This window comes from Blautia faecis (genome assembly GCF_020554845.1).
Classification (GTDB): Bacteria; Bacillota; Clostridia; order Lachnospirales; family Lachnospiraceae; genus Blautia_A; species Blautia_A faecis.
Genome location: NZ_JAJCIA010000051.1, coordinates 1 through 24590 on the forward strand (window position 1 = coordinate 1; position 24590 = coordinate 24590).

General features: G+C 42.9%; 21 protein-coding genes and 1 pseudogene. 16 read left to right on the top strand and 6 right to left on the bottom strand.

Going from position 1 to position 24590, the window contains the following annotated elements:
• A pseudogene (locus tag LIZ66_RS16875) lies at positions 1 to 402 on the bottom strand (IS1634 family transposase); the annotation flags it as partial.
• Between the two features lie 154 nt (positions 403 to 556).
• On the opposite strand from LIZ66_RS16875, the gene LIZ66_RS18820 reads away from it, so the two are divergent.
• The 5 genes from LIZ66_RS18820 to LIZ66_RS16900 all read left to right on the top strand — a co-directional run bounded on the left by LIZ66_RS18820 (position 557) and on the right by LIZ66_RS16900 (position 6148).
• On the top strand, positions 557 to 1234 hold the full coding sequence (locus LIZ66_RS18820) for a recombinase family protein (RefSeq protein ID WP_173735416.1): 678 nt from the start codon (positions 557 to 559) through the stop codon (positions 1232 to 1234).
• A 525-nt stretch (positions 1235 to 1759) separates the two neighbouring features.
• The gene (locus LIZ66_RS16885) at positions 1760 to 2020 is read left to right on the top strand and encodes a hypothetical protein (protein WP_148463595.1); all 261 of its coding nucleotides are present in this window, start codon (positions 1760 to 1762) and stop codon (positions 2018 to 2020) included.
• Positions 2017 to 4119 carry a hypothetical protein gene (locus tag LIZ66_RS16890; RefSeq protein WP_173735415.1) on the top strand — a complete coding sequence of 701 codons (2103 nt, stop codon included), beginning with the start codon at positions 2017 to 2019 and terminating at the stop codon, positions 4117 to 4119. Before LIZ66_RS16885 ends, LIZ66_RS16890 begins: the two co-directional genes overlap by 4 nt.
• Positions 4120 to 4588: 469 nt before the next feature.
• Complete coding sequence (locus LIZ66_RS16895) at positions 4589 to 5104, top strand: hypothetical protein (protein WP_148463597.1); 516 nt, start codon at positions 4589 to 4591, stop codon at positions 5102 to 5104.
• Positions 5105 to 5332: 228 nt separating this feature from the next.
• Positions 5333 to 6148: a type II secretion system protein gene (locus LIZ66_RS16900; RefSeq protein WP_148463598.1), complete on the top strand. Its 816-nt coding sequence runs from the start codon at positions 5333 to 5335 to the stop codon at positions 6146 to 6148.
• 182 nt (positions 6149 to 6330) lie between these two features.
• On the opposite strand, the gene LIZ66_RS18655 is transcribed toward LIZ66_RS16900, so the two are convergent.
• Positions 6331 to 7323: a type IV pilin protein gene (locus tag LIZ66_RS18655; RefSeq protein WP_269156301.1), complete on the bottom strand. Its 993-nt coding sequence runs from the start codon at positions 7321 to 7323 to the stop codon at positions 6331 to 6333.
• Positions 7324 to 7886: 563 nt separating this feature from the next.
• Here LIZ66_RS18655 and LIZ66_RS16910 point away from each other — a divergent pair.
• Positions 7887 to 8105 carry a hypothetical protein gene (locus tag LIZ66_RS16910; RefSeq protein ID WP_148463600.1) on the top strand — a complete coding sequence of 73 codons (219 nt, stop codon included), beginning with the start codon at positions 7887 to 7889 and terminating at the stop codon, positions 8103 to 8105.
• Between the two features lie 219 nt (positions 8106 to 8324).
• A complete protein-coding gene (locus LIZ66_RS16915; RefSeq protein WP_148463601.1) occupies positions 8325 to 8957 on the top strand; it encodes a DUF5052 family protein in 633 nt (210 codons plus the stop codon).
• 796 nt (positions 8958 to 9753) lie between these two features.
• Here the strand turns inward: LIZ66_RS16915 and LIZ66_RS16920 are convergent.
• Entirely contained in the window at positions 9754 to 10086 is a 333-nt protein-coding gene (locus LIZ66_RS16920) for a type IV pilin protein (RefSeq protein ID WP_178090764.1), read from the bottom strand.
• A 220-nt stretch (positions 10087 to 10306) separates the two neighbouring features.
• Here LIZ66_RS16920 and LIZ66_RS16925 point away from each other — a divergent pair, with 220 nt between their 5' ends.
• The gene (locus LIZ66_RS16925) at positions 10307 to 11122 is read left to right on the top strand and encodes a glycosyltransferase family 2 protein (protein WP_227201072.1); all 816 of its coding nucleotides are present in this window, start codon (positions 10307 to 10309) and stop codon (positions 11120 to 11122) included.
• Positions 11123 to 11126: 4 nt separating this feature from the next.
• Here the strand turns inward: LIZ66_RS16925 and LIZ66_RS16930 are convergent, their stop codons facing one another.
• Complete coding sequence (locus tag LIZ66_RS16930) at positions 11127 to 11945, bottom strand: helix-turn-helix transcriptional regulator (protein WP_148463603.1); 819 nt, start codon at positions 11943 to 11945, stop codon at positions 11127 to 11129.
• Positions 11946 to 12111: 166 nt separating this feature from the next.
• On the opposite strand from LIZ66_RS16930, the gene arfA reads away from it, so the two are divergent.
• Complete coding sequence (gene arfA, locus LIZ66_RS16935; RefSeq protein WP_148463604.1) at positions 12112 to 13611, top strand: arabinosylfuranosidase ArfA; 1500 nt, start codon at positions 12112 to 12114, stop codon at positions 13609 to 13611.
• 107 nt (positions 13612 to 13718) lie between these two features.
• Here the strand turns inward: arfA and tagD are convergent, their stop codons facing one another.
• Positions 13719 to 14108, bottom strand: coding sequence for a glycerol-3-phosphate cytidylyltransferase (gene tagD, locus LIZ66_RS16940; RefSeq protein WP_118584161.1), 390 nt, complete (start codon positions 14106 to 14108; stop codon positions 13719 to 13721).
• Between the two features lie 331 nt (positions 14109 to 14439).
• On the opposite strand from tagD, the gene sdaAB reads away from it, so the two are divergent.
• Entirely contained in the window at positions 14440 to 15099 is a 660-nt protein-coding gene (gene sdaAB / locus LIZ66_RS16945) for an L-serine ammonia-lyase, iron-sulfur-dependent subunit beta (protein ID WP_173770249.1), read from the top strand.
• Here the strand turns inward: sdaAB and LIZ66_RS20260 are convergent.
• Positions 15096 to 15146 (bottom strand): DUF6783 domain-containing protein, encoded by a 51-nt coding sequence (locus LIZ66_RS20260; RefSeq protein WP_334302705.1) that lies wholly within the window; start codon positions 15144 to 15146, stop codon positions 15096 to 15098. The two genes, sdaAB and LIZ66_RS20260, sit on opposite strands and share 4 nt — an antisense overlap.
• Positions 15147 to 15199: 53 nt before the next feature.
• Between LIZ66_RS20260 and sdaAA the strand changes: the two genes are divergently transcribed.
• From sdaAA to LIZ66_RS16975, 6 genes are all read left to right on the top strand, one after another.
• Positions 15200 to 16066 (top strand): L-serine ammonia-lyase, iron-sulfur-dependent, subunit alpha, encoded by an 867-nt coding sequence (gene sdaAA / locus LIZ66_RS16950; protein ID WP_173770253.1) that lies wholly within the window; start codon positions 15200 to 15202, stop codon positions 16064 to 16066.
• Positions 16067 to 16228: 162 nt separating this feature from the next.
• Positions 16229 to 17398: an acyltransferase family protein gene (locus tag LIZ66_RS16955; protein ID WP_148463606.1), complete on the top strand. Its 1170-nt coding sequence runs from the start codon at positions 16229 to 16231 to the stop codon at positions 17396 to 17398.
• A gap of 285 nt (positions 17399 to 17683) precedes the next feature.
• Positions 17684 to 19015, top strand: a complete 1332-nt coding sequence (locus LIZ66_RS16960; RefSeq protein ID WP_227201073.1) for an adenylyltransferase/cytidyltransferase family protein — start codon at positions 17684 to 17686, stop codon at positions 19013 to 19015.
• A 3-nt stretch (positions 19016 to 19018) separates the two neighbouring features.
• Entirely contained in the window at positions 19019 to 21298 is a 2280-nt protein-coding gene (locus tag LIZ66_RS16965; protein ID WP_227201074.1) for a LicD family protein, read from the top strand.
• An 84-nt stretch (positions 21299 to 21382) separates the two neighbouring features.
• Positions 21383 to 22540, top strand: coding sequence for a LicD family protein (locus LIZ66_RS16970; RefSeq protein WP_227201075.1), 1158 nt, complete (start codon positions 21383 to 21385; stop codon positions 22538 to 22540).
• The gene (locus tag LIZ66_RS16975) at positions 22537 to 24423 is read left to right on the top strand and encodes a thiamine pyrophosphate-binding protein (RefSeq protein ID WP_227201076.1); all 1887 of its coding nucleotides are present in this window, start codon (positions 22537 to 22539) and stop codon (positions 24421 to 24423) included. The genes LIZ66_RS16970 and LIZ66_RS16975 overlap by 4 nt, the downstream gene beginning before the upstream one ends.
• Positions 24424 to 24590: the final 167 nt, after the last annotated feature.

The window sequence follows — 24590 nt, forward strand, 5'->3', positions numbered from 1 at the left end:
TCTGGAATAGACCAGCATCTTCATGATGGTATTGGCATCATACTGTTCTTTTGAGCGGCGCTGCCGGTTCGTTAGGAAAGTATGGAGACCGAGCTCATGGTAGATCTGGCTCAGTGCAGCATAGCCAAAGTTTTTTCTCAGCTTGTCACCTAAACAAAGGCGATCAGAATCGTAAAAAGTAAAGTGGATGGGAGCCTGTCTGGCTGCTTTTTCAGCTTTTAGCGGCTCGACTCTTTTTTGAAAGTGAGCAATAGGGTCATCATATTTTTTTTCTAATTCGTCTAGCCGGCCAATAGATTCTACTGTTTTCTGGCGGGAGCATTTCTTAGCTTTATCGTAATAGGTGTCAACAATGGAAAGGCGAATCCGACCATTCAGGTTTGGTGTTTTTTTGAGGTACATAGCAAGCACTCCGTTTCGTATAATATTTATTGCACCACAAAACGATACAAAACGCTAGTAAAATATGACGAAATTTAAAAATAAAAAAAGCCTGAAAGCAAGGAAACAAAAGGCTTTCAAGCGATAAGTGAGCATATGTTACTGCAAAACTGTGGTGCATGGCGAATCTCGTTGGGCTGCGGTTTCGGTCGTTCGCATCCTTCAAAATGAAAAGTACAAGGGAGATCTGCTTATGCAGAAGTATTATATCCGGGATTTTCTTACGAAAGAGCTGGAAAAGAACGATGGAAAACTGACACAGTATTATGTGGAAAATGATCATGAAGCAATCATAGAGCGGGAAATATGGGACGCGGCACAGCTGGAAATCAACAGAATCAAAGAGTTTAAACGGAATCATCAGATCCGGGAATTGGGAAGCAGCAGTCTGGAACCTTTTTATGGAAAAATTTTTTGTGGGTGCTGTGGCGGAAGGATGGTGAAGAAGAGTAGAAAAAGTGTGTGGCGTTGCATAAATTCCGGCAAAGAAAAGGGTGGATTTTGTAAAGCCAAGCCTGTTGAGGGGCATAAGATGGAAGAATACGTAAGCGCTGCCTGGGCACAGCTGGTATCCCAGAGAGAAAATCTTCTGTCAGGTTGGGAGAAAGATATTGCTCAGGGAAATGCCCTGGAGCGCTTACGCGCAGCACAGATGAAAGAGCTGACCGAAAAGTATCCTGACTGGTTCCAGGTGGCGAAGAATACGAGAATGGTGATCGGGGAAATTATAATTGGGGGTGATAAGGGGTGTGAGATTTTGTTTATGGATGGCGTAAGGCTGGTGACGGATTAGAGCGTGTTTGAAAAATCATTCCCGTTACCAGGGGAATAGGCTGTGAAGAAAGAAAGCAAAAGAATTTAGCAGACTTTCGAAAAATACTTGTAAATCAAGAACTTCAATGTTATTATGATAAAAAGCATATTTCTCATATAGTTCAAGGCATATCCGCCATCTGATTTATCTAATCACACATCAGAAATCCATGCTTTTTACCCATTAACGAAGAAGAGCAGGAGTTCTGAATGAAAGGTATGTATGCTTAGCTTGTCTTTTCTGACTCCTGCAAAGAAAAGGAGGACCAGCCTATGGTAAACAGAAACTACAAGGTCACGATATTCCGGATGCTATGAAGGCAGTAACAGGGAATTGATGGAACAGTGCCAGATACTAAGGGAATATGCAATATATGTAGCGCGGGTTCGTAAATATGCAAAATATATGCAACTGGAAACAGCTGTAAAAAAAGCTGTAGATGAATGTATTCAGGAGGAAATTCTGGAAGAATTTCTTCGGAAAAATAGAGCGGAGGTTATCGCAGTGAGTATATTTGAATATGACAAAGAAGAGGAAGAACGTAAACTGAGAAAAGCTGAGTTTGAGGCTGGTGAGCAAAGCGGAATACAAAAAGGAATACAAAAAGGAATACAAGAGGGAATACAGGAAGGAAAGGAATTGAAAACAAAAGAAATTGTCAATTCGTTACTTCAGGATGGAATGGGCATTGAAAAGATTGCGGCTTTACTGAAAATTAGCAAAGAACATGTTTTGGAATTAGCAGGAAGGAGCAAAAATTTATGAAAAAGAATTACCACCTCCACCGGCTGATTCGTTTTTGCCTGATGATTTCCCTGCTTCTGCTGTGCAGTGCAAGCCAGGTATTTGCTGCAGCAAAGGTAAATCTGAAAAACACCAAAATCAAATTATCAGCCACCAAACTCACCTACAATCAAAAAGTCCAGCGCCCGAAGGTAAGCGTCACCTATAAGGGCAACGTCCTGAAAGAGAAGAAAAACTATGTTCTGAAATATTCCAAGGGCTGCAAAAAGGTAGGCACCTATACGGTTCAGATTATTGGAAAAGGTGCTTATGCCGGAAACGTGAAAAAGCAGTTTACCATTTTGCCTCCAAAGACCCAGGTAATGGGTGGTTATGTTGGAAAAAAGACTGTCAGTGTGATAATAAAAAGGCAAACCGCTCAGACCAGCGGTTACCAGCTGCGCTATGCCACAAATTCCAAATTAAAAAATGCGAAAACCATAACAGTCAAAGGAAACAAAAACAACACCGTTTCCCTCAATGGACTGAAAGCCGGAACTACATATTATATGCAGGCCCGTACCTACATGGCCATTAAAGGAAAGAAATATTATTCCAAATGGTCTTCCACGGAACATTGTAAAACAAGCGGAAAGTCAAAAGGAAATACTTCAAATACAACGCCTACCCCTAAGCCGGTTCCGAAATTAACGCTCGAAGAGGGAAAAGCAAATATAACCCTGGAAAGCGGAAGATATTATGAGATTGAAACGTCAAATGGAATCAAAGACATTAATATTTCTGATCCGGCTGTTGTATATTCCACAGATGAAGCTGAAGGCGGAAATAGCCGCTTATTTGCGACACTTGAGCCTGGGAAATGCGTGATTACCATCACGGATATTTATGGACAAAAAATTACTTCCACGGTTTCAGTTACCCAGAAGCTATACAATCCGCATATTGAGACTTCTTATGTAGTGACATCTGAAACCGTTGACAGCACACTTCCTGTTCCCACCATCAAGTCAATAGATTATGGTGACGGATGGGTGGATGTGAACTGCCCGGGAACTTTTTCCCAGTCAGATCCCTATGTTGGTTACGAAGGTTATCTTTCTTACAATGATAAATTTGCATACAGTGTTCAGGATATGCGAACAATCGGTGAAGATGACGGGATAGGAAGTGTGAGTTTCTATTATTTAGACTCAGGCCGCAGTTACTATACAAAAGTACGTTCTTACACCATCCGCAATAATGTAAAAGTCGTTGGACCGTGGAGTGAAATCCGTAAAGTGGATTTGCCAATATATGATACGAAAGGCACAACACCTGCTAAATATACATATGAAATTTATGGTCTGGACAAGCAGAAAGCAGATATCTACACGCATTGTATCAAACCTCTTTTTATAAAAACAGACAATCCGGATTTAAATTCTTTTGGCTTGCTCTGTAATGGAAAAAGCCCTTTGATAAATGTGTATTCAGGTGGAACAACGCATATATATGATGATATTCCTTATGAAAACGGCGATTCCGAGACAACTTCCCTGAAAAAAGTAAAAGGCGGTTATATCGGATATGTAGATTTTGAAAAAGCAGGAACATACAATATTGAATTCCGAGAATACTCCATGTCTGGTTATACGGTTGCAAAAACAGTGGCATTAAATGTGGTGGACTATGACCAGGCTGAGAAAGCATGGATGACTGACATTATCAATAAAGTTACAACTTCCGGTATGACTCCATTTGAAAAAATGGATGCTGTAAGTGATTACCTCACAGAGCCAGGTCGCTTCAAATATGTAACGGTACATGGAAATTATCTGGTATCTCTGGCAGCAGAACCTAATACTCCATTTTTTGTATCTTATCGTTGGGATTCCTGCACATCACCGGCAGCTCTTTGCGATTTTGCAAAGTTAATCGGTGGTTTTGATGATATTCACAATTGTTATGGCGATTATCAGAGAGGCACTGAGGAATGGTCACGCTGGCATTATGTGGCTAAACTTACGATAGGAAGTGAAACACGAAATTACGCCGTATGCCCGATGAGCCCAACCGGTGAAGTCGGCGAAACACAGATGATCGACCTGACAGACCTTAGTAATATGAGGAAATTTGGGTGATTTCAATTTAAATAATCCTTTTTACCGGGCAGGCCAGAAGGCATTTCTGGCCTGCTTTTCTGCACAATTCTTACGAAAATCATATACATAATCCTCAATTTTTCTGATTGACATTGCCCTTCATTAAGTCGTATACTTAATTTACTTTTACAAAAGAAAAATCTAAATCTGACCATTCGGTCAGGTAATTCCATTTCGTTATGAATATTTTGCGTGGGTATGAAATAGTTGTTGTAAAGTTATAGTTTTGTATACTAATACTTGAAAAATACAAAATATATGTATATACTAATGATAGTACAAAATGTTCGTTCTTGTATTGTACACATGACTTTATATAACTTTTTCATACAAAGAAAGGAGTGTGCATGCGGGAAAAGAACGCCACATCAATTGAGTACTTTAAAGATCCACGGCGGATAGTTGATCTTCTGAATGGAATTGTTTTTCATGGCAGGCAGCCTTTAAAATGGATGATCTGACCGGAGCAAATGATTTTCCAGAAGAACTGCAGAAATTATTTTTCGAGACACCAATGCTGCTTTTTGAAGTGTATTATTTCAAAAATATACACTGGTTCCAGACCGATTTACAACAGGTTTGTGGATTTTTGCAAAGAACGAATGACAAAACGGCTTTACGGGAGTATGTAAAGGCAAATGAAGAGGTTTTCTCCAAACTAGAAGAAGACACATTTGACCTACTTACTGTAATGTCGGGAATTAGGGCCATGAAACTTATAAAGAGAGATGTTGAAACGGTGGGAGGTGAATTTGATATGTGCAAGGCGTTTGATGATATGATGAGAGACAGCAAACAGGAAGGTATTCGTGAGGGCAGACGTGAGGGCGAACGTAAGACAGAAGAACGAATGAATGAATTAATTCAAAAGTTAGTCTCTGCTGGGCGTATTAATGATTTATTGCAGGCAAGTAATAATAAAAAGTATCGAAAAAAACTGATGGCGGAGTTGGGAATTGCATAAGGGTAAAATTGGGTGGCAGCCTTTGATAGCAGCCACCCAATTTAATTCCAGAAGAATTACAATTCTTTGGGTAAATATAGTTCAACCTCAGTATTTTCATTTATTATATTGTACTTCACGAGCTTATATGTTACTCTATTCTAAGAATCGCAATTGTATTTGACTAATTCAGGCATATACAGTACTGTCGCCGATAGGAGACATGTTCGTTTATGGAGCAAAGGAACTATGAAGAAAAAAAGAAAAGGTTTTACACTGGCAGAGCTTCTCATTGTTGTTGCCATAATAGCAGTATTGGTGGCAATAGGTATTCCCATATTTACCAGTCAGCTTGAAAAAAGCCGAGAAGCAACCGATGCCGCAAATATAAGGGTACAGTATGCACAGGTTATGGCTGAAGCAATTACAGTCGATGGAAATGTAAATATAGATGGAAAAGATTTTGAAAAAATCAATCTTAGGCAAAAACAGCCAGACTGGCAAACTGAGACAATCCCCAATAGTCTGGGAAATTTTTCTGTTATTGAAGGAATTCCCGGGACACAGGCGTGGGTAGAATATCATGCTGATACAGAAACGGTTTACATTAAGTTTGAGGGGGAAAGCCAAAATGGTGATAGCGACTCAAATGGGGAAAATAATATCCTGATAGATAGCAGTTCCTGGGATAGCACATCCGGTTGGGAGGTAATAAATGTGAAGTTTGAGAATGGAAAGGCAATTCTAACGCCTTTTTCTCATAAGGATAGTGTGCTAAAACAGGGTGGCGATGGAACGATTATGTTACAGGCGAATAAAAAATACAAACTTGTTGTTAATATAGAAGAGTGTGGCGCGAATCTAAAGGTCAGACTGTCTAATAGAAATGGCAATAATACCTACCTCGAACAAAATATTCAAAAATTGGGGAAATATGAATTTGATTATACACACGAAGAAGGGCGCGATGATGATGTTCGGATTTCTTTTGAAATTCCGAAAGGTCAAGAGGGAAAAGATTCTGTATGCATTACGTCAGTCTCTTTTATACAGGTAAATAATTGAAAACACAGTTTGAGCAGATGTTTAAAATTTGCAAACATAACCGGAAAGAGGAAGAAGAGCTTGGCATAGGGAATATGATGTTGGAAATACGGAAAAGAAAGTGACAAAACTGATCTCCTGTCAAGTCCATTGCAGTTTAATATTACAATGGACTTGAACAGGATATTTTTTTACTTCCATTTTCAGTTTTTATTATCTAATACTTTTACCCATTGAGAATTACCAACTCCATTAGGGACGCTTTGATTTGTACTAGTAGCCTTATAAATATATGTGTAACCCTGTGGATCAATATAAATATCCCCTTTTGACAAGTTATATATAACTCCGTTTATTGCATTTTTCCACGTATGGGGTGGATTTTTTGTAATCGCTATTAAATCGCCGTTTGCTCCATCAGGCGTCCAATAGTAATGTCCCTGATCTTGAGATGATCCAAGTTCTCGCCCTTTATATCCGTTTTCATTGGCTACGACATAATATTTAACATTGTTATTACTATCATGATAGCTAATAAGTTGACCATAATCTAAATCTATTTTTATTGTTATTCCTGCTCCAGATGCAGGTTCGCTTGGCCAATTATAACTTCCCCATTTATTTACAACTGAATCAACGTCTGTAATGGTATTATCTGGTATAGTAGGAGTTGGAGTTTCTGTAGGAAATATCGGTTGTGTTGGTACAGGAGTTAAAGTTGGATTATTACCATTATCCGTTCCCCCAGTCCAATAAAATGAAACATATTCATTCCCTGTACTTGTCTGTGGATGATATGTAATTTCACAATATCCTTTTGGTCCAGGAATACCTTTCCAATATGTGTCTCCGGCATTCGAAGATACTCCACCGATGGTAATCGGCAACGGTGTTTGCCAGTCATCTTTCTGTTGCTTTAGAGGCGTTACCATAATAGAATAGGTACCATCCATTTCTTTGTATATTTTCTGTCCGCTGTCTTTCGTATACGTAGCACTGGTATCCCCCGTAATCGCCGCCATCATCACTTCCGCATAAGCCGACCTAACATCAGAAAGATCCACCGCTTCACGGCTTCTTTCAAGTTGGCTTGTAAAGATGGGAATGGCGATGGCAACCAATACACCAATTATTGCCACAACGATTAAAAGTTCTGCCAGCGTAAAACCTCTGTCAGACTTCAATTTTCTTTTCATAAACATCCCTTTTTCTTATATATTTGGTGATAAAAAGCATATTCTTTCTTTTTAATGATAGCATATAGCCTTTTAGAAATCCATTTGCATTTTCGACAAAATAAGTTGTAATTTTCGTAACATTTGCGAATCAAACAAAAAGACAATAATTATCCAAAACAAGATATCAACTAATATAAAATTTTTTGCACAAGCTGTGCTTGAAAGCCAGTAATTCATATTTTTTGATGCTTTTGAGTGAAACAAAATAAAGCACTTGAAAACTTTAGAATACAATGCCATTATAATAAAAAATATATATTTAATATAATCTATAACATATCTTATATCCGATTTATCTAATCGCATTTCAGAAATTTATGCTTTTAAATCCGTTGAAAATGAAAAAAGCAGGAGTTCTGAATGCGATTGCTGAATGTTAAATGAGGTATGTATTTTCAGACGCCTGTCAGAAGAAAAAACACCGGGCAACCTATATGCCGAACATACCGTTGCGAGATTTTTTTATATATCAGCTGAAATTGAGCAAACAGGAAGTACGATCCAAAGGAGGCGGATTTGACATGTGTAAAGCGATTAAAGAGATGCTGCGAGTTAGTAGACAGGAAGGAGAACAGGAAGGGCGCCAGGAAGGGCGTCAGAAAGGACGATTGGAAGGGCAAGATGGAATGGCGACCTTGAGTGAGAAACTTATTTTGGCAGACCGTGTCAGCAAGCTGTTAAAAGCAAGCACCGATCGGGAGTATCGAAATAAGTTACTGGTGGAGTTTGGTTTGGCGTGAGAATGGCGCTAAATCATGTGAATACATGATTTCTGTGCGTCGCGAAGCGGCTGTTGGTCTCGGCGTGAACAGATAACCTGAACTAAAATAATTTAAAACGTGGGACAGTGATTCATCTTGTGTTCTGTGATTTGTCATGCTACTATAAATCTGTAAGTATCTTTTGATTCAAGTTATAGCAGAAGCATATCAAACATAAAATACATGGAGAGAAGAAAAATGCAAAAGAAAAAGAAGAGGACATTTGCAGCCCTTTTGACCGCAATTCTGGTAGTTGCGCTCACTGGCTGCAGTAAACTGGGGTCCATTATTAATGAAATTCATGGCTCATTGATCGGAAACAATTATACCGTATATACCTATGATAATTATGGGAATCAGACCTTGAAAACCTCTGGAAAGAAAATCAGCATTACCGGAAATAAAATCGAAACCGTCAGCTATGACAGCGATGGAAGAGCAGTAACCGGCTATGATCTGTCTTCAGTAATCACCATTACCATTGATGGAAAAGAAATCGAAAGCTGCGGAGATACCTGTGTATTTGTGCAGAATGGGCTGGAACCGGAGGTGGATTTTTCATTAGACGAGGTCAACAGTAACGGCGGAAACGGGATTACGGATAATGCAGCTCTGGCGAGGGTTTTGAACCGGTATAAAAATGATTTTGGCAAATCCAGGGTTGTGGTCATCAAATCCCAGCTTGGACAGCCTATCGCCGCATTTTCCGGGGATAATGTCTATTGGGAAATTCCGGACGATCTGCCGAAAATGACAAAGCTTATGGTCGATGGGAAGGCATTGTACATACATCGGGCCAACTACCAGATTATTGATAAAGACCTTCTTTAAAGCGTAGCAGGAGTGGCTTGTACCACTCCTGTTTTAAAAACAAAATCATATGTTTAATGATTGACAATATATTTTTCAAGTCGTATACTATATTCACTTTCACTACAGAAAATCTCACAGGAAAGTCTGTGTCCGGTCATTCGACCAGATAATTTCATAGTTGTTTTACAGTATAAAAAGGATAGAAAATGACAGATGCGTGCACAAAAACAAATAAAAAATATACTAATACTTGAAAAACACAATTAAATTATGTATTATTATAATATAAAGTGTATTAAAAGAGTATATGCTGCGTTCTGCACACTGTTATTTCACTCAGAAGGGAGTGTGCATGAAGGAAGAAAACGCCACATCCGGAACTTGCAACTGATTAAACTGAAAATACAAACCGAAGGAGGCGGATTTGACATGTGTAAAGCGATTAAAGAAATGTTGCGGGATAGTAGACAAGAAGGTCGGAAAGAGGGAAGACAAGAAGGTCAGGATGAAATGGCGATCTAATCGAGAAGCTTATGTTATCAAATCGCATCAGCGAATTATTAAAAGTCACCACGGATAAGGAATATCGAAATAAACTGCTGATAGAATATGGAATTGCCTGATTGCTGTAACGCCTGTAACAACAGAATACGGAAGCGAGGGAAAGACAATTTCTCTCCCTGCTTCCGTGGATGTGTAGAAGATTTTAACTATAGGAACCAAGTATTAATTCGCATTTAGCATCCCAGGTGTTGCAATTGTATGCTATAGTATATCCTTTGCTATTATCTTCTCGTACCCAGAAACGACCTTCCTACATTTTTACTTTCTGCCCATTTAAAAAAGTGATTTCTTTAAGTCCGAAAGCATCAAAACCAGTACTACCCTGTTTATCCTCATAAGGCACCTTCTTATTATACTTCCCAGTTGAAATAAAGTCTGCCTGTATTTCCGCGTAATACGCTCTCAGGTTTGCCCAGTCAGTGGCGACTCTGGCCTTGTGGAGCTGAGAGGTGAAAATGGGAATGGAGATAGACACGAGAACTGCAATGATTGCAACTACAATTAAAAGCTCTGCCAGCGTAAAGCCCTTTCCCCTGGTTTTCCTGTTGCTGTGCTTTTGTGCACACTTATAGAATTTTGCCATAAAAATCCCTTTCTTTGAAAATTTCTTTTGTAATTTGCCGGAATTAAACATATTTCCGGCGCCTTATCTGTTAAATCTGAGTCTAACATATTGCATGTAAATTATCTACAGTATTTCCTAGATTCATAATCTTTTTCCTTTCTGGACGAAGAAAAGGTTCTGGGCTATAATAGAAACAATGAAAACGCTTCAGAAGCAGAAATAATAAGGAGTGCATAACGTGGAAAGACAGAAATGGGTGGGAACTATACAGGATAGTGAATTTCATAATACAAATACAAAACGGGAAGCAGGGCAAACCCCACAAATATCTGTGATCATGCCCGTATATAATGGTGAGAAATACATCACCCGGGCAGTACAGTCTGTTTATGCGCAGGATGTACCACTGGAGCTGATTGTCATTGATGACGGCTCTGTTGATGGAACCCGGGAAGCGCTCATTCCATGGGAAAACAGACCGGATTTTGTTTATATAAAAAATGAGCGCAATCTCGGTGCTGCCGGTTCCCGTAACCGCGGTGTGTCTGTTGCGAAAGGCAGATATGTGGCATTTCTGGATGCGGATGACTGGTGGGAAGAGGGAAAACTGGCGGCACAGCTGGCCGCTCTTGAAATGACCGGTGATGTAATCTGCTCCACAGGACGTGATCTCATGAATCCGGACGGAACCTTCACAGGCAAGTATATTCCGGTTAAATCCAGGCTGGATTATCATGAGCTTCTGAAACACAACAGCATTAACTGTTCTTCTGTTCTGATTCTCCGTGAGGTGGCACTGGAATTTCCAATGGAGCATGATGACAGCCATGAGGATTATATCACCTGGCTGAAGGTGGTGCGAAAATACGGACATGCCACAGGAATTAATAGGCCCTATCTGAAATATCGTCTGTCCCAGGGCGGAAAGTCAAGAAACAAAGCCAAATCTGCCATCATGACCTATCAGGTGTACCGTTACGTTGGCTATGGACCGCTGAGAAGTGCCTGTTTCTTTTTGTCCTATGCACTTCACGGAATCTGGAAATATCGTTAAAGTATCAATGGGGCTCTCCCATTTTCCTGCGCCATTGCAGGGGAGAGCATCCTGCCTGTTTCCTGAAATATCTGCTGAAATGGGAAAAATCTGAAAATCCGCACATCTGCGCAATCTGCTGGACAGTCAGTGCTTCATTTGTCAGCAGGTTCTTTGCCTTATCCATACGAATCTGAAGCAAATCTGCATGAGGGGTACTCTGGAAAAATTTCTGATAGCAGGAATAGAACTGGCTTTTTTCCAGACTGACCTTTTTACAAAGCTCTGTGGTGTCCCATGGCTTAGCGTAGTTCGTGAGCATTTCCAGCCGAAGCTTTCGAAATGCAGAATAAAGATTGTCTCCTTCCGTTCCACTTCCATGTATCTGATGGCTTTTAAGTCCCCTTGCAATCGTAATCATAAGCTGCTGAAAGAGAGTATATTCGTATTCATCGGAAAATAAATCATTTGCTATATGTTCTTTGTGAAGGAACCGGATGCAGGCATCGATCTCTTCACAGTTTCCCGGATAAAAAACAGTGTTAAGTGGGATCCCATACTGTTTTTTCAGATCTGCCTTACAGGAAAAATGAAGGTAGCTGTTCCGGAATCTGTGAACAGCCTTATAATGCTGCTCATATCCGGGGGCATAGAGAATACAGGCATTTTCCTTGGAAATACTGAGTCTTTTATCCAGATACACCTTCATGGGTGTCTTAAAAAGCAAAAACAGATAGTCTCCGCTTCCGTTGGGGCGGTAGATCTGATCATAATCAGGGTTTGAATAGTTGTATTCGCAGAACTGAATGGAAAAATCCCTGTCTCCAGCTTCGTAAAAATTCATGACCCGGACTCCTTTCACCATTTTTTTTACTGTAATCATTATCGGAAAAAAAGTCAACTATATCGGAAGAAAAAAACTGGTAAAAAATTCGTATGCCATTAAAATAATAGATACATAAAGAGCAGAAAAAATGCCATACAACTGGCACCATATAAGGAGGATACCTATGAAAAAAGCGCAGATCATTATTGACAAATATTTCCTCACTGGAAAGGTGGATAAACGAATTTTCGGATCTTTTATTGAACAGCTTGGTCGAGCTGTTTACCAGGGAATTTATCAGGAGGGCAGTCCGTTGTCTGACGAGCAGGGATTCCGTAGGGATACTCTGGAGCTGGTAAGAGAGCTGCAGGTTCCTATTGTCCGCTATCCGGGAGGTAACTTTGTTTCCGGGTTTAAGTGGGAGGACAGCGTAGGACCAAAGGAATTAAGACCAGCCAGACCGGAACTTGCCTGGGGCGTGATCGAGAACAATCACTTTGGCCTGGACGAGTTTGTGGACTGGGCGAAGAAAGCAGACACAGATATTATGATGGCAGTGAATCTTGGAACAAGAGGACCGGAGGAAGCCAGAAATCTTCTGGAATACTGTAATTTTAAGGGCGGTACCTATTACAGTGACATGCGTAAGGCCAACGGCCATGCAGAGCCGCACAACATTAAAACCTGGTGTTTGGGAAATGAAATGGATGGTCCATGGCAGATGGGACATAAGACAGCGTATGAATATGGAAGAACAGCAGCAGAGACTTCCCGTATTATGAAAATGCTGGATCCGGAGATTGAGACTGTTGCCTGCGGAAGCTCCAATCTGATGATGCCGACATTTGGAGATTGGGAGTACACGGTTCTGGACGAGTGCTATGATCTGGTGGATTATATGTCCCTTCACCAGTATTACGGCAATGCTGCTGATGACACCCCTGATTTTCTTGCAAATTCCAAAGGGATGGATGACTTTATTTCCGGCGTAGTCAGCATCTGCGACGCTGTCCGTGCGAAAAAGCATGGCAAAAAGCGCATTAATCTTTCCTTTGATGAGTGGAATGTGTGGTATCACAGCAATGCGGCCGACGAGAAACTGGAAAAATGGGGACAGGCTCCACATCAGCTTGAGGATATTTATAATTTCGAAGATGCCCTTCTGGTTGGAAGCATGCTGATCACATTGCTCCGCCATGCGGACCGTGTGAAAATGGCATGCCTGGCACAGCTGGTAAATGTAATCGCGCCGATCATGACCTCCGATACAGGTGCATGGCGCCAGACTATTTTTTATCCATATATGTACACAAGCATTTTCGGAAGAGGAACTGTGTTGAATACACAGGTACTGGCTCCGGTATACGACAGCAGGAATTACTGTGACGTTTCGTATCTGGATTCTGTGTGCGTATGGAATGAGGAGAAAGATACTCTTACAATTTTTGCAGTGAATAAAAGTCTTGAGGAAGATCTGGAGGTAAGCTGCGATTTGCGCCAGTTTGAAGGCTATCAGGTGCAAGAACACATTGTACTTACTAATGACGATATGAAAGCTGTAAATACAGAAGCGGATCCCGAAAAGGTTGTGCCTGTGAAATCCGCTGCAAGCCGGATTGACGGCGGTAAATTAAGTACTGTGCTTGGAAAACACAGCTGGAATATGATCCGTCTTGCTAAGTAGTCCGGGAAAAATCGCGCGCACATTGCTGTCATGAAATAAAAAAGTCAGAGATTTCGTAACCTGTATGAATCATACGAAATCTCTGATCATATAATTACCAATGCTTCCTACTTCTGCAGATCCGCCTTAATCTGCGTAGTAGAAATCTCCGGTGTCCTCGGAAGGTACACCACGTCGCAGTAAGGCTTCAGAAAGTCAAACTTCCCTTCCCAATCGTCACCCATAACAAAGGTATCTACGTGGTATTCTTTAATATCACTTACCTTCTGCTCCCAGTTCTCCTCCGGAATTACCAGATCTACGTAGCGGATGGCTTCCAGCAGGGATTTTCTTTTTTCATAAGAGAAATAGCATTTTTTATGCTTCTCGTTCCAGTTAAATTCATCTGTAGATAAAGCTACGATCAGGTAGTCACCATAAGCTTTCGCCCTGCGCAGCAGATTAATGTGCCCATAGTGAAGTAAATCAAAGGTACCGTAAGTAATCACTCGTTTCATGAATTGTGTGCCTTTCATAAAGAAATCTGAAAATAGTCTTGCCGGAATGGTTCCAGGCGATTTACATAGAACTATTTTACCACAGTCCAGGTAGAAAGGAAACATAAGATTATTTATCGGGAGTATTGTGCATTGCGAAGCGCGTTACTGTGAATGGAGTGAACAGTAAACAAGAAGTAAACAGTTACCCTTTATCCATGTTGTAAAAGGTATGTTTTAATGTTAAGATGGAACAATAACAGTGCAGATGTGAGCGGTAACGTGAAAACATCTGCAGGCTGCCGGAAACGAAAAAAGGCAGCGGATGAATAAAAGGAAGAGGAAAATAAGTATGAATGTATTTGACATTCTGGGACCGGTCATGATCGGACCGTCCAGCTCACACACTGCGGGAGCAGCCCGGATCGGTCTGGTGACAAGGGCTCTTCTTGGAAAAACTCCGGTGAAAGCGCACATATTTTTGCATGGTTCTTTTGCGAAAACCTATAAGGGACACGGCACGGATAAGGCTCTTGTAGCGGGAATACTGGGAATGCAGACAGATGATGAGCGTATCCGTTTTTCCCTTGATGTGGCGAAAAAGGAGGGGCTGGAAATCCAGATCGAGACTGGTGAACTGGAGGATACGCACCCGAATACTGCGGAGATCACTTTGACTGCAGCAGACGGGGAAAAAGTGTCTCTTCGGGGCAGCAGTATTGGCGGGGGGAATATCCTGATCACCCGGGTGAATGGAATGGAGGTTGCCCTTACCGGGCAGAATCCTGCTTTGATCGTGCTTCACAAGGATGCACCAGGGACGATTGCTGCGGTTACAGAGCTGATGGCAGAGTATGGGGTGAATATCTGCAATTTCCACCTGGCGCGTGAGACCAAGGGTGGTCTGGCGGTAATGACTATCGAGAGCGACAGCCACTTTGTTCCGGAACTCAATGAGAAGATTAACCGGCTGGAGAATATATATTCCAGTACGATGTTAGAGCGTGTTTAAAAAATCATTCCCGCAATCTGCACGCCCCACTTTGCGGGAGATTTCACTCCACAAAAAATACAATAAAGGAGAATTCACTGTGGATTTAAACTACCACTCAATGGAATCCCTGCTGGAGGCAGCGAAGGAGAACAACTGTCGTCTGTCCGCTTTGGTTCTGGAGCAGCAGGCGGAGCAGATGGAACTGCCGAAGCAGGAAATATATAAAAAAATGAGGGAAAACTATCGGGTTATGGCATCCTGTATCCAGCCTGGCAGCGCCCCGGATCTGAAAAGCACAAGCGGCCTCACTGGTGGAGATGCCTATCGCATGCGCACTGCTGTAGAGCAAGGGAAAAATCTTACAGGTCCCCTTCTTGGAGGCGCCCTCTATCGTGCCCTTGCAGTATCAGAACTGAACGCTTCCATGGGAAGAATCGTAGCAGCGCCTACAGCAGGAAGCTGCGGCATTGTACCGGCAGCTGTACTCACCATGCAGGAGCAGTACCAGCTTACAGAAGAGGAATGCGTCATGTCCCTTTTCACAGCATCTGCAGTGGGAATGGTAATTGCCAATAATGCGTCACTTGCAGGAGCGCAGGGAGGTTGTCAGGCTGAGTGCGGTTCTGCATCTGCCATGGCAGCGGCGGCAATTGTGGAACTTGCCGGCGGCACACCTGATATGATCCAGTCGGCAGTAGCCACTGCCCTAAAAAATATTCTGGGTCTTGTATGTGACCCTGTTGCAGGGCTGGTTGAAATTCCATGCATTAAGAGAAATGCATCAGGCGTAGCTGGGGCATTTGTGGCAGCAGAACTGGCTCTGGCCGGAATCCGAAGTGCAATTCCGGCTGACGAGGTGATCTGGACTATGAAAAAGGTAGGAGATGTGATGCCCACTGCCCTTAAAGAAACAGCAGAGGGTGGCCTGGCGGCAACACCTACAGGGCGCAAACTGCACCAGCAGGTTTTTGGAGAAATGAAATAATACATTATTGCGGTTCATCAGTAACACAAAACCACAGGAAAATATTTCAAAACACGTTAAAATATTAAAAAGTTATTCCAAAAACCACAAAAATATGTTATCCTTTATTCATAAAACTGACATGTCTGAAAATAATTATGTCAAAGTATAAAGGTGGCTAAAATGAGCAAGAATACGAAGGAACAGGAAATTCCATATTCCTACCTTGTGGATAATATAAAAATATTTTTGATTTTTCTGGTGGTTTTTAATCATATCATTGCATTCCAGCTGGTTAAAGCAGATCAGGTTGTGCGTTTTGTGTGGTATGGAATTACCATATTTCATATGCCGGCGTTCATATTTATTTCCGGTTATCTGTCCAAGAAGCCTCAGGATGTGATGAAGAATGTTAAGAATTTATTGATTCCATATATTCTGGGTTATACACTTACCTGGGCAGCGCAGATCTGGCTGGGAAATAAAATGGATTATGAACTGCTCCGTCCTTCCGGAACCGTTATGTGGTATGTGCTTGCGTTGTTTGCATACCGTCTGACCATAGAAGCATTTGGAAAAATAAGGTTTATTGTACCTCTCAGCATTATTTTTGCGCTGTGGGCAGGAACCAGAATGGAATTCAGTACATTTTTATCAGCTTCAAGAATTGTGGTATTTTTCCCGTTTTTTGTGGCAGGATATTTATGGAAGAGTGAATACACCAAGGTGATCCGCAAATTTAAAGGCAAGATCGTGGTTGCACTTTTCGTGATCATTCTTCTGTTTGTGGCGACCAATTATATGATCGGAAATAATATTCCGGTAGACCTTTTCCGAGGCAATCATTCCTATCTTGCAAGTGGAATGGACAATGTGCAGGGAATGGTAGTCAGAGGAATGATGTATCTGATTTCCTTTACGGTTATTTTTGCATTGCTGGTGCTGATGCCAGATAAACGCCATCCATTTATTTTCCTGGGAAGAAACACAATGGGAATTTACTTTTTCCATTATCCCATCATGATTCTGATGAACGGACTTATGATCCTGAATATTCCGCAGCTGATGAATGTATGGGCGTTGTTTGGAGTGTCAGTTCTGTTTGTACTGATACTTGGAAGTCTTCCGGTGGACTGGGTCTATACCAATGTTATGGGACTGATCACCTTCATTCTTTTCAAACGTGAGAAGAAGGTTGAGGATGAAGGTCTGGAAGACGAATATGATAGTGAAGAGGAAGACCGGTTTGCAGTACTGGCTCAGCGAAGAATGGCTATCGAAGAGCTGGCTGCCACATGGGATACCTCCTTTGATGCAGAAGAGAAAGAAGATCATGAAGAAGGGCAGTCCTGACGGATTGTCTTTCTTTTCTTATTAAGAAAGAGACAGCAGTTCAGTAGTTTCACAGTAAAAAAAGAGTTATATTTTTGTTAAACCCGGGAATATTTTTTGTAAAGCAGATATTCTTTCATAATGACTTACTATGCAAACTGTGTTATACTAAATGTATTTATTAGTCCCGGACGGCAGCTGGTTCTGATTTGTTGCTGCTCAAGCTATGAACAGTAACCGGGGGAATGAAAGGGAGTATTTTACTGCAGAGTGAAGCTGACAGCAGGGGTTTTAAGGGGAAATACGATGAAAAAAGTAATCACTTACGGAACTTTTGACCTGTTCCACGAGGGACATTATAATATTTTAAAAAGAGCGAAAGCATTGGGCGATTATCTGATCGTGGGCGTGACCAGCGAGAGCTACGATATTGAGCGTGGTAAGCTGAACGTGCGGGACAGCCTTCTGAAAAGGATTGAGAATGTACGCCGTACCGGTTTTGCAGATGAGATCATCATCGAGGAGTACCAGGGGCAGAAGCTTAGCGATATCATCAAGTATAAGGTAGACCTTCTGGTACTTGGTTCTGACTGGCGCGGCAAATTTGACTACCTTAAGAATTACTGTGATGTGGTGTACCTGGAGCGTACCAAGAATATTTCCAGCACCAAGCTGCGCGGTGAGGGAACCACTTACACTGTGGGTGTAGTTACAGATAATGACCAGGATAATGGGATTGTGTGGGAGACAAAATATGTCAGCGGTCTTCATGTGGAGTGCGTTTTTTCTGAGAATGCAGAGGCAGCGGAATCGTTTTGTGACAAATATGAATTGGATTCCTATTACAGCGTGGAGGCAGATAATGGGGAATGGCAGCAAGGATTTGACTGCTTTTTGTCCCAGGTAGACATAGTTTATATCAAGACCGAGCAGCCTAAGAGGGAGAAATACATCCGCAGATCCCTGGAGCTTGGAAAGTATGTGATAAGTGATGCGCCTATGACAGATAATAAGGGGAAGCTGAAGGACCTGTTTGCACTTGCAGCAGCTCATCATGTACTCCTTGTGGAGAAAATAAATCTGGTGTATCTGCGGGCCTTTAACCAGCTTGTCTGGCAGACCCACAGTGCCTTGGTGGGCGATATTGTGTGTGTGAAATGCTCTATTTCCCAGGACCATTTCGAAGGGGGAAGGAGTTTTTCCGAAACTGCAGTTCTGCCTTTGTGTGCTATTATCAAGATACTGGGCAGAAATTACCAGGAAGTGAATTCCAATGTGGTGAAGGACAGATCTGGAAACTGCATTTACGACATGATTACCATGAAATATCAGGATGCTCTTGCCACAGTCGAGATTGGCACCACAGTAGATGTGGAGGATGAGTTTGTTGTGATTGGTACGAAAGGCCGTGTGACCATCCCGGGAGACTGGTGGAACACAGGATATTTTGAGGCAAAGATAGATGACAGCAAGGGACTGAAGCGGTACTGCTTTAACTTCGAAGGCAATGGTCTTCGTTACCTTTTGCAGGAGCTGCTTATTATGATCAGTGATGAGAGAACGGAATGTACCAGACTTTTTAATGAGGAATCAGAGACTCTGGCAGACATTCTGGAAATCATAAACCAGAGAGGATAACCAATGACAGAGAAACAGGAACATCTGTTGCAGCTTTTTCGTGAGCTGGATGAGATCTGTAAAAAGAATAATCTGAGATATGTAATGGCGGGAGGAACGGCCATCGGTGTTGTGCGAAACGAGGGATTTATTCCCTGGGATGATGATGTGGACATCTATATGCCCAGAGATGACTGGAACAAACTGGTGGAAATTTCCGGCTCCGTGCTTCCGGAGCACCGCGCCCTTCAGTGTGTGGATGTAGACCGCAGCTATACCAATACTTTTCCAAGGTATGTTGCTACGGACAGTTGCGCCCTTCACAAGCATCAGATTATTGGCAGGGACAGCGCCGGTGAGATTATCGACGTGCTCACCCTGGATCCCATTCCCGCAGATGATAAGGAATATGAGAAATACAGAACTCATATGATGATCTACTCTGAGCTGGTAAATATGGTAGTTGTATATGGTGCCCGCTGGGAAATTCCGGTGACTGCCTATCTGCGCTGGCTTTTTTCCTATACATTTCTGGGGAAAGACCGCACATTGAAGAAACTGGAGAAGATCATGTATTCCTATAAGGAAGAGGATTGTCCGCGCTATGCAATGCGCTGGGGCGGCTGTCCGTTCCTTTTTGATAAGGACATGATGTTTCCTGTGAAATATATGAACTTTGAGAATACAAAGGTAATGGTGCCGCACAGAATGAGTGACTATCTGATCTGGCATTACGGAGATGAATGGTCCTATATTCCACCCCATGGGGAAAGAGAATCCCACGATGCGGTTACGGTAGAGGGAATTACCTATAAAGAGCTTCGGGATGATTATCTGCCGGGAATCCGCAAGGGCAGGCTTCGCAGAGATTCCATCTGGCGCAAGATCTATTCTCTTGCAGGCGCGAAGCGGAACCATCGCCTTCAGTATAAGCGCAATCTTCTACTGGCAAAAAGTACGGTGATGGATCTGGAGGCGCGCATTTCAGAAAGCAGGCACAGCCTGAAGGAATTGGTAGAAAAGCGTGACTTTTCCCAATTAAATGAAATCTTTACAAAATATTACCAGGTTCAGCTGAGCTCTGCGTTTATCGGCAGGGAGGATTTTGGCGGGATCTATGCTTTTTATCATCCCGTTTTGCTGGAAGTCAGCGATGTGACTTTTTATGCAGCAATGCTGACGCTGGTTTATACAGAACGGATCGGGAAAGCATGGAGAATGCTGGTGGTGAAAGAGCAGACCGGTACGTTCCCTTCTGAATTGGCCCAGCTGAAATCTGATATTGAACTGTTTCGAAGAGCAGTCTGTGATTATGAATTTAAGCGTTATCAGGAAGCGGAGGATACGATGGCGCCGCTGATGGAGCGGTATCCGGAAGTGCCGGGATTTGTGAAATTTAAGAGCCGTTTTCTTATGGAACGCGCCCGCAATGGAATTGATATGGTGGAAGCGGAGCTTTATATTGATGAGGCACTGCGGCTTTTCCCGGAGGACGGGTATTTCCTGAAGTACCAGGGAGAACTGCTCTGGATGAAGGGCAAATGTGCGGATGCTCTGGAAGTTTTTGCAGATGCCCGTGAGAAAACAAATAATGGAATTACCCAACTGGAGTTGGATAAGTTTTTGAATCCTTATGGCAGGGAGACGGTGAAGACTTGTCAGCAGCTTCTGGATGTTGGACAGAAGGATGGGGCGATGAAGCTTATGGCTTTGTGGTACAGACTTCTGCCGGAGAATCCTTCTGTGCGGGAATATTATTATCTGGCCAGCGCAAGTGTTGCGAAAAAGTGTTCTGAGGTGGAAGAACTGATCGGGGAAATTCTAAAGCGCATTGATGCAGAGCGTGCAGAGAGCCCGGGTGAGAACAATGACATCCAGATTTATAAGCGTGCACTGACAAAGGCATGGGAGCGCCTGGGCTATCCAGGTGAGCTGGCAAGGGTTCGCACCGATCTGGTTTACACCAGTGAGGCGGATGATCTGGAATGGCTGGCAGAACGTGCCAAGGACGGACAGATCCGCAAGGAAAAACGAGCCCAGGTGTACAAGGTAATTGGAGATGTGAGAAGAAAACAGGGACAGACGGAGGCTGCGTTTCAGAACTATCTGGAGGCACTGCGGCAGAATGGAAGCGGTTTTGTGCGAACGGAGCTTTCCCGGATATTTCTCACAGATCTGTATGAAGGAAGCAAGAGAGCAGCTGTATATGCAAAAGCCGGAGATGCTTCTGAGTTTTTGAATCAGTGGCTTGGAAAGTATGGAAGTATAGAAGAGATACAGCAGCTTGTGAAAGAGTGCTTGTGACACACATCTCGCAGAAAGCCTTTTTCAAACAGGTGCTGGTAACAGTGCGATCACTATGAACAGACAGATGGGAGCAGACATAGCTTGAACAGAGAAATAAAAGAAGTTGTAAAGCTTCTGGCCGAAATAGATAAAATATGTAAAAGAGAAGGAATTCCTTATTATCTGGGACCACAGCTTACTTTGTGCTGTGTTACCGGGCAGGAGATCACCAGCCCTCATGCAGGTGTGGTCTATATGCGGACTGCGGATATGGAGCGCTTTCGTCTGGCTGTGGAGAAGGAGACTCCAGATGGCAGAATTGTGGAATCCATGAATAACAATAAGCATTTTTATGGATTTTTCCTTCGCTATACAGATCTGGATACGTTGTGCTTCCGTCTGAATGAAGGCAGGAACTACAAATATCCGGGTATGGGAGTGGATATTCTGCCCTTGCGTGGAAAACAGCGTTCCAGACTTGCTCATTTGTGGACAAGAGCCCAGGAAGTGGGATGGAATGAGCTGGCTGATTATTATGGAGACCGAAAAGGCAGGAAAAAGGCAATCTGCCGTTTTGTCATGCGGCTTCGCCTGGTCACAGGACGCGCCCGTCTGGGAAAAAGCCTTTACCGTATGCTTTGTAAAAGGATGAATGTGGAGGATACCCAGGAATATGTAGTTCGCCTGAAGAAAAAGGCAGTGTATTTTCCAAGGGAAATTTTCGATGAGACAGAAACAGTGGTGATCGATGGCAGGAAGTTTCCGGTGCCGGGAGATACTTATACGTATCTTCAGAAGTATTATGGGGAAGACTACCAGGAGAAGGTTCTGGATAATTATACAGTGAAGCTGTCGGAAATGGTCAGTGCCAGGATCCGATTCGAGGATTATTTTCAGGAAGTGGGAAGTCAGAAGAGTCTGATCCGGAAGCGCAGCCGTGCCCGACGGAAGCAGGGACATGCCAACCAGAAAAAGGAATATCTGAACTGGAGCTGGAATTATGTGAAATTCTGTGCATCCAAGATTGAACTGGAGAAATATTATCTGGATAACAAAGAGTATATTATAAATCTTTATAAAAATAAAGATTATCCGGCTTTGGAAAAAGTTTTTGTCCCATATACAAAGGCTATGGTGAAGAGCCTTAAGAATGACGAAGTGTTTATTCCGGATGAGGAGCTTCAGCATATTTATCTGGATATGCTGGGAGTAGCAGGAAGGACAAATCTGAAGAAAAAGGTGGAGAAATTCTGGAAATGAAAGTAACGGATTATATTGTTGAGTTTTTACAGAGAAAAGGGATTCATGATTTCTTTGGATACCAGGGAACCATGATCGCCCATCTGGTTGATTCTATAGAGAAAAATCCTCATACCAGAAGCCATTCCAGCTATCATGAGCAGGGAGCGGCTTTTGCAGCATGTGGATATGCCCAGGCGGGGGAACGGTGTGCATGTGCTTATGCGACCAGCGGCCCGGGTGCTGCGAATCTGATTTCAGGAATCGCAGACGCTTATTTCGATTCCCTTCCGGTTGTTTTTCTTACTGGTCAGTTGAATACTTATGAGTATTCCGGCATCCCGGGACTTCGGCAGCAGGGCTTTCAGGAGATTGATATTGTTGCCATGGCGAAGCCTGTGACCAAGTATGCAGTACAGATCCGGGAGGACGAGGATATTGTAAAAGAACTGAATAAAGCTTATCATATTGCGAATTCTGGCCGGAAGGGGCCGGTATTGATTGATCTTCCTATGAATATACAGCGGGGGGATGTAAAAAATCCGGTTTATGACATAAGTCTGGATGAGATGGGATTTGGTGCAGCTTGCGAGAGCAGCATGGAAGCAACTGCAAACAGCTGCGGAGCAGCAGGCGTGGACATGGCAATGAAGCCGGACGACAGTGGAGTATTAGAGTCTGCAAAAATGGCAGACTGTGAAATATCAGCTTGTGCTGTTTCTGCAGCAGATGCAATCCGTGAAGCACTGGATAAAGCACAGCGTCCCGTAATCATGTTAGGACATGGAGTCAGCGACAAAGCAGTCCGCGACCAGTTATTTACTCTGGCACGTCAGTGGAAAATCCCGGTAATCACAAGCGTATTGGAAATGTCAGCACTACCGTGGGACGACCCGCTGAATTTTGGATGCATCGGAGGCGCTTACGGACATCGCTATGCCAATATGATCGCCAATGCGAAAAGTGACTTGCTGATTTGTCTTGGCATTTCCCTTTGCACCCGTCAGATTGGTACGAAAGTTCATGAGTTCGCGAAAAATGCGAAAATCATCCGAGTAGATATTGATAACTATAATTTGCAGCGAAATATTCACGAAAATGGAATTGATGAAATGAAATTCTGTGCAGATGCTGCCGAGGTGATTCGGGCAATGGCAGAAAATGCGGAAAGTGCAGAATCTGATGGCTCGACGGTTTATGATTTCAGTGAATGGCTGGCTGTGTGCGCCGATATAAAGAAATCTTTGCGCGCAGTAGATGATTCCACCCCGGAACGTTATCCGAACCGTATGATCGCAGCTTTAAGCGACGCTCTTGCAGACACTTCCGCAGTGGCAGTTGACGTAGGACAGCATATGGTATGGAGCTACCAGTCCTTCCACAACCAGAAAGACCAGAAGCTTCTTTTCTCCGGCGGACACGGAGCAATGGGCTATGCTCTTCCAGCAGCAATCGGAGCTTATTACGCCACCGGAAAGCCAGTAGCCTGCATTTGCGGTGACGGCGCATTCCAGATGAACATTCAGGAACTGGAGTGGGTCAAGCGTGAGAATCTTCCTATTACCATGATGGTAATGAACAACCACGCCCTGGGAATGATCCGCCACCTCCAGCGCGACTACTTTGAGCAGGTCTATGCTGATACCTCAGAAGGCAGCGGCTTCTCGTCCTGCAACTTCGCAGAGGTAGCCAAAGCTTATGGAATCAGCAGTGCCTGTATGGAAGCTAATGAGGTTGCTGAAAAAGCGGCAGACTTTTTACATGGCACCGAAGCGCCGAAACTCCTTGAAATCCGCCTGGAGCCCGGCACCTTCGCTTATCCCAAGACCTGCCTGGGCGAACCCATCCACAACCAGCAGCCGTATATCCCGAAGGACGTCTACGACAGACTGATGGATTTATAAAAAATAAATTTATAAGAACCGGGCTATTTTCAATAACACATTGAAAGTATGACCTGGTTCTTGTTATCATAGAGAATAACGAAATTGTTATTTAGTTGATTAAAAGTTCTTTAATGCGGACGCATTTGGACAATGTGTATTACTCACTCGCCGGCGCAACGCTCCAG

What these genes read in the sequence shown, in the direction of transcription:
- arfA (WP_148463604.1), top strand. Translation starts at nt 12,112, where the DNA reads ATGAAAAAAGCGCAGATCATTATTGACAAATATTTCCTCACTGGAAAG.
- sdaAB (WP_173770249.1), top strand. Translation starts at nt 14,440, where the DNA reads ATGAATGTATTTGACATTCTGGGACCGGTCATGATCGGACCGTCCAGC.
- LIZ66_RS16920 (WP_178090764.1), bottom strand. Translation starts at nt 10,086, where the DNA reads ATGGCAAAATTCTATAAGTGTGCACAAAAGCACAGCAACAGGAAAACC.
- LIZ66_RS16960 (WP_227201073.1), top strand. Translation starts at nt 17,684, where the DNA reads ATGAAAAAAGTAATCACTTACGGAACTTTTGACCTGTTCCACGAGGGA.
- LIZ66_RS16890 (WP_173735415.1), top strand. Translation starts at nt 2,017, where the DNA reads ATGAAAAAGAATTACCACCTCCACCGGCTGATTCGTTTTTGCCTGATG.
- LIZ66_RS16895 (WP_148463597.1), top strand. Translation starts at nt 4,589, where the DNA reads ATGGATGATCTGACCGGAGCAAATGATTTTCCAGAAGAACTGCAGAAA.
- LIZ66_RS18655 (WP_269156301.1), bottom strand. Translation starts at nt 7,323, where the DNA reads ATGAAAAGAAAATTGAAGTCTGACAGAGGTTTTACGCTGGCAGAACTT.
- LIZ66_RS16930 (WP_148463603.1), bottom strand. Translation starts at nt 11,945, where the DNA reads ATGAATTTTTACGAAGCTGGAGACAGGGATTTTTCCATTCAGTTCTGC.
- sdaAA (WP_173770253.1), top strand. Translation starts at nt 15,200, where the DNA reads ATGGAATCCCTGCTGGAGGCAGCGAAGGAGAACAACTGTCGTCTGTCC.
- LIZ66_RS16915 (WP_148463601.1), top strand. Translation starts at nt 8,325, where the DNA reads ATGCAAAAGAAAAAGAAGAGGACATTTGCAGCCCTTTTGACCGCAATT.
- LIZ66_RS16900 (WP_148463598.1), top strand. Translation starts at nt 5,333, where the DNA reads ATGAAGAAAAAAAGAAAAGGTTTTACACTGGCAGAGCTTCTCATTGTT.
- LIZ66_RS16975 (WP_227201076.1), top strand. Translation starts at nt 22,537, where the DNA reads ATGAAAGTAACGGATTATATTGTTGAGTTTTTACAGAGAAAAGGGATT.
- LIZ66_RS16955 (WP_148463606.1), top strand. Translation starts at nt 16,229, where the DNA reads ATGAGCAAGAATACGAAGGAACAGGAAATTCCATATTCCTACCTTGTG.
- LIZ66_RS16910 (WP_148463600.1), top strand. Translation starts at nt 7,887, where the DNA reads ATGTGTAAAGCGATTAAAGAGATGCTGCGAGTTAGTAGACAGGAAGGA.
- LIZ66_RS16965 (WP_227201074.1), top strand. Translation starts at nt 19,019, where the DNA reads ATGACAGAGAAACAGGAACATCTGTTGCAGCTTTTTCGTGAGCTGGAT.
- tagD (WP_118584161.1), bottom strand. Translation starts at nt 14,108, where the DNA reads ATGAAACGAGTGATTACTTACGGTACCTTTGATTTACTTCACTATGGG.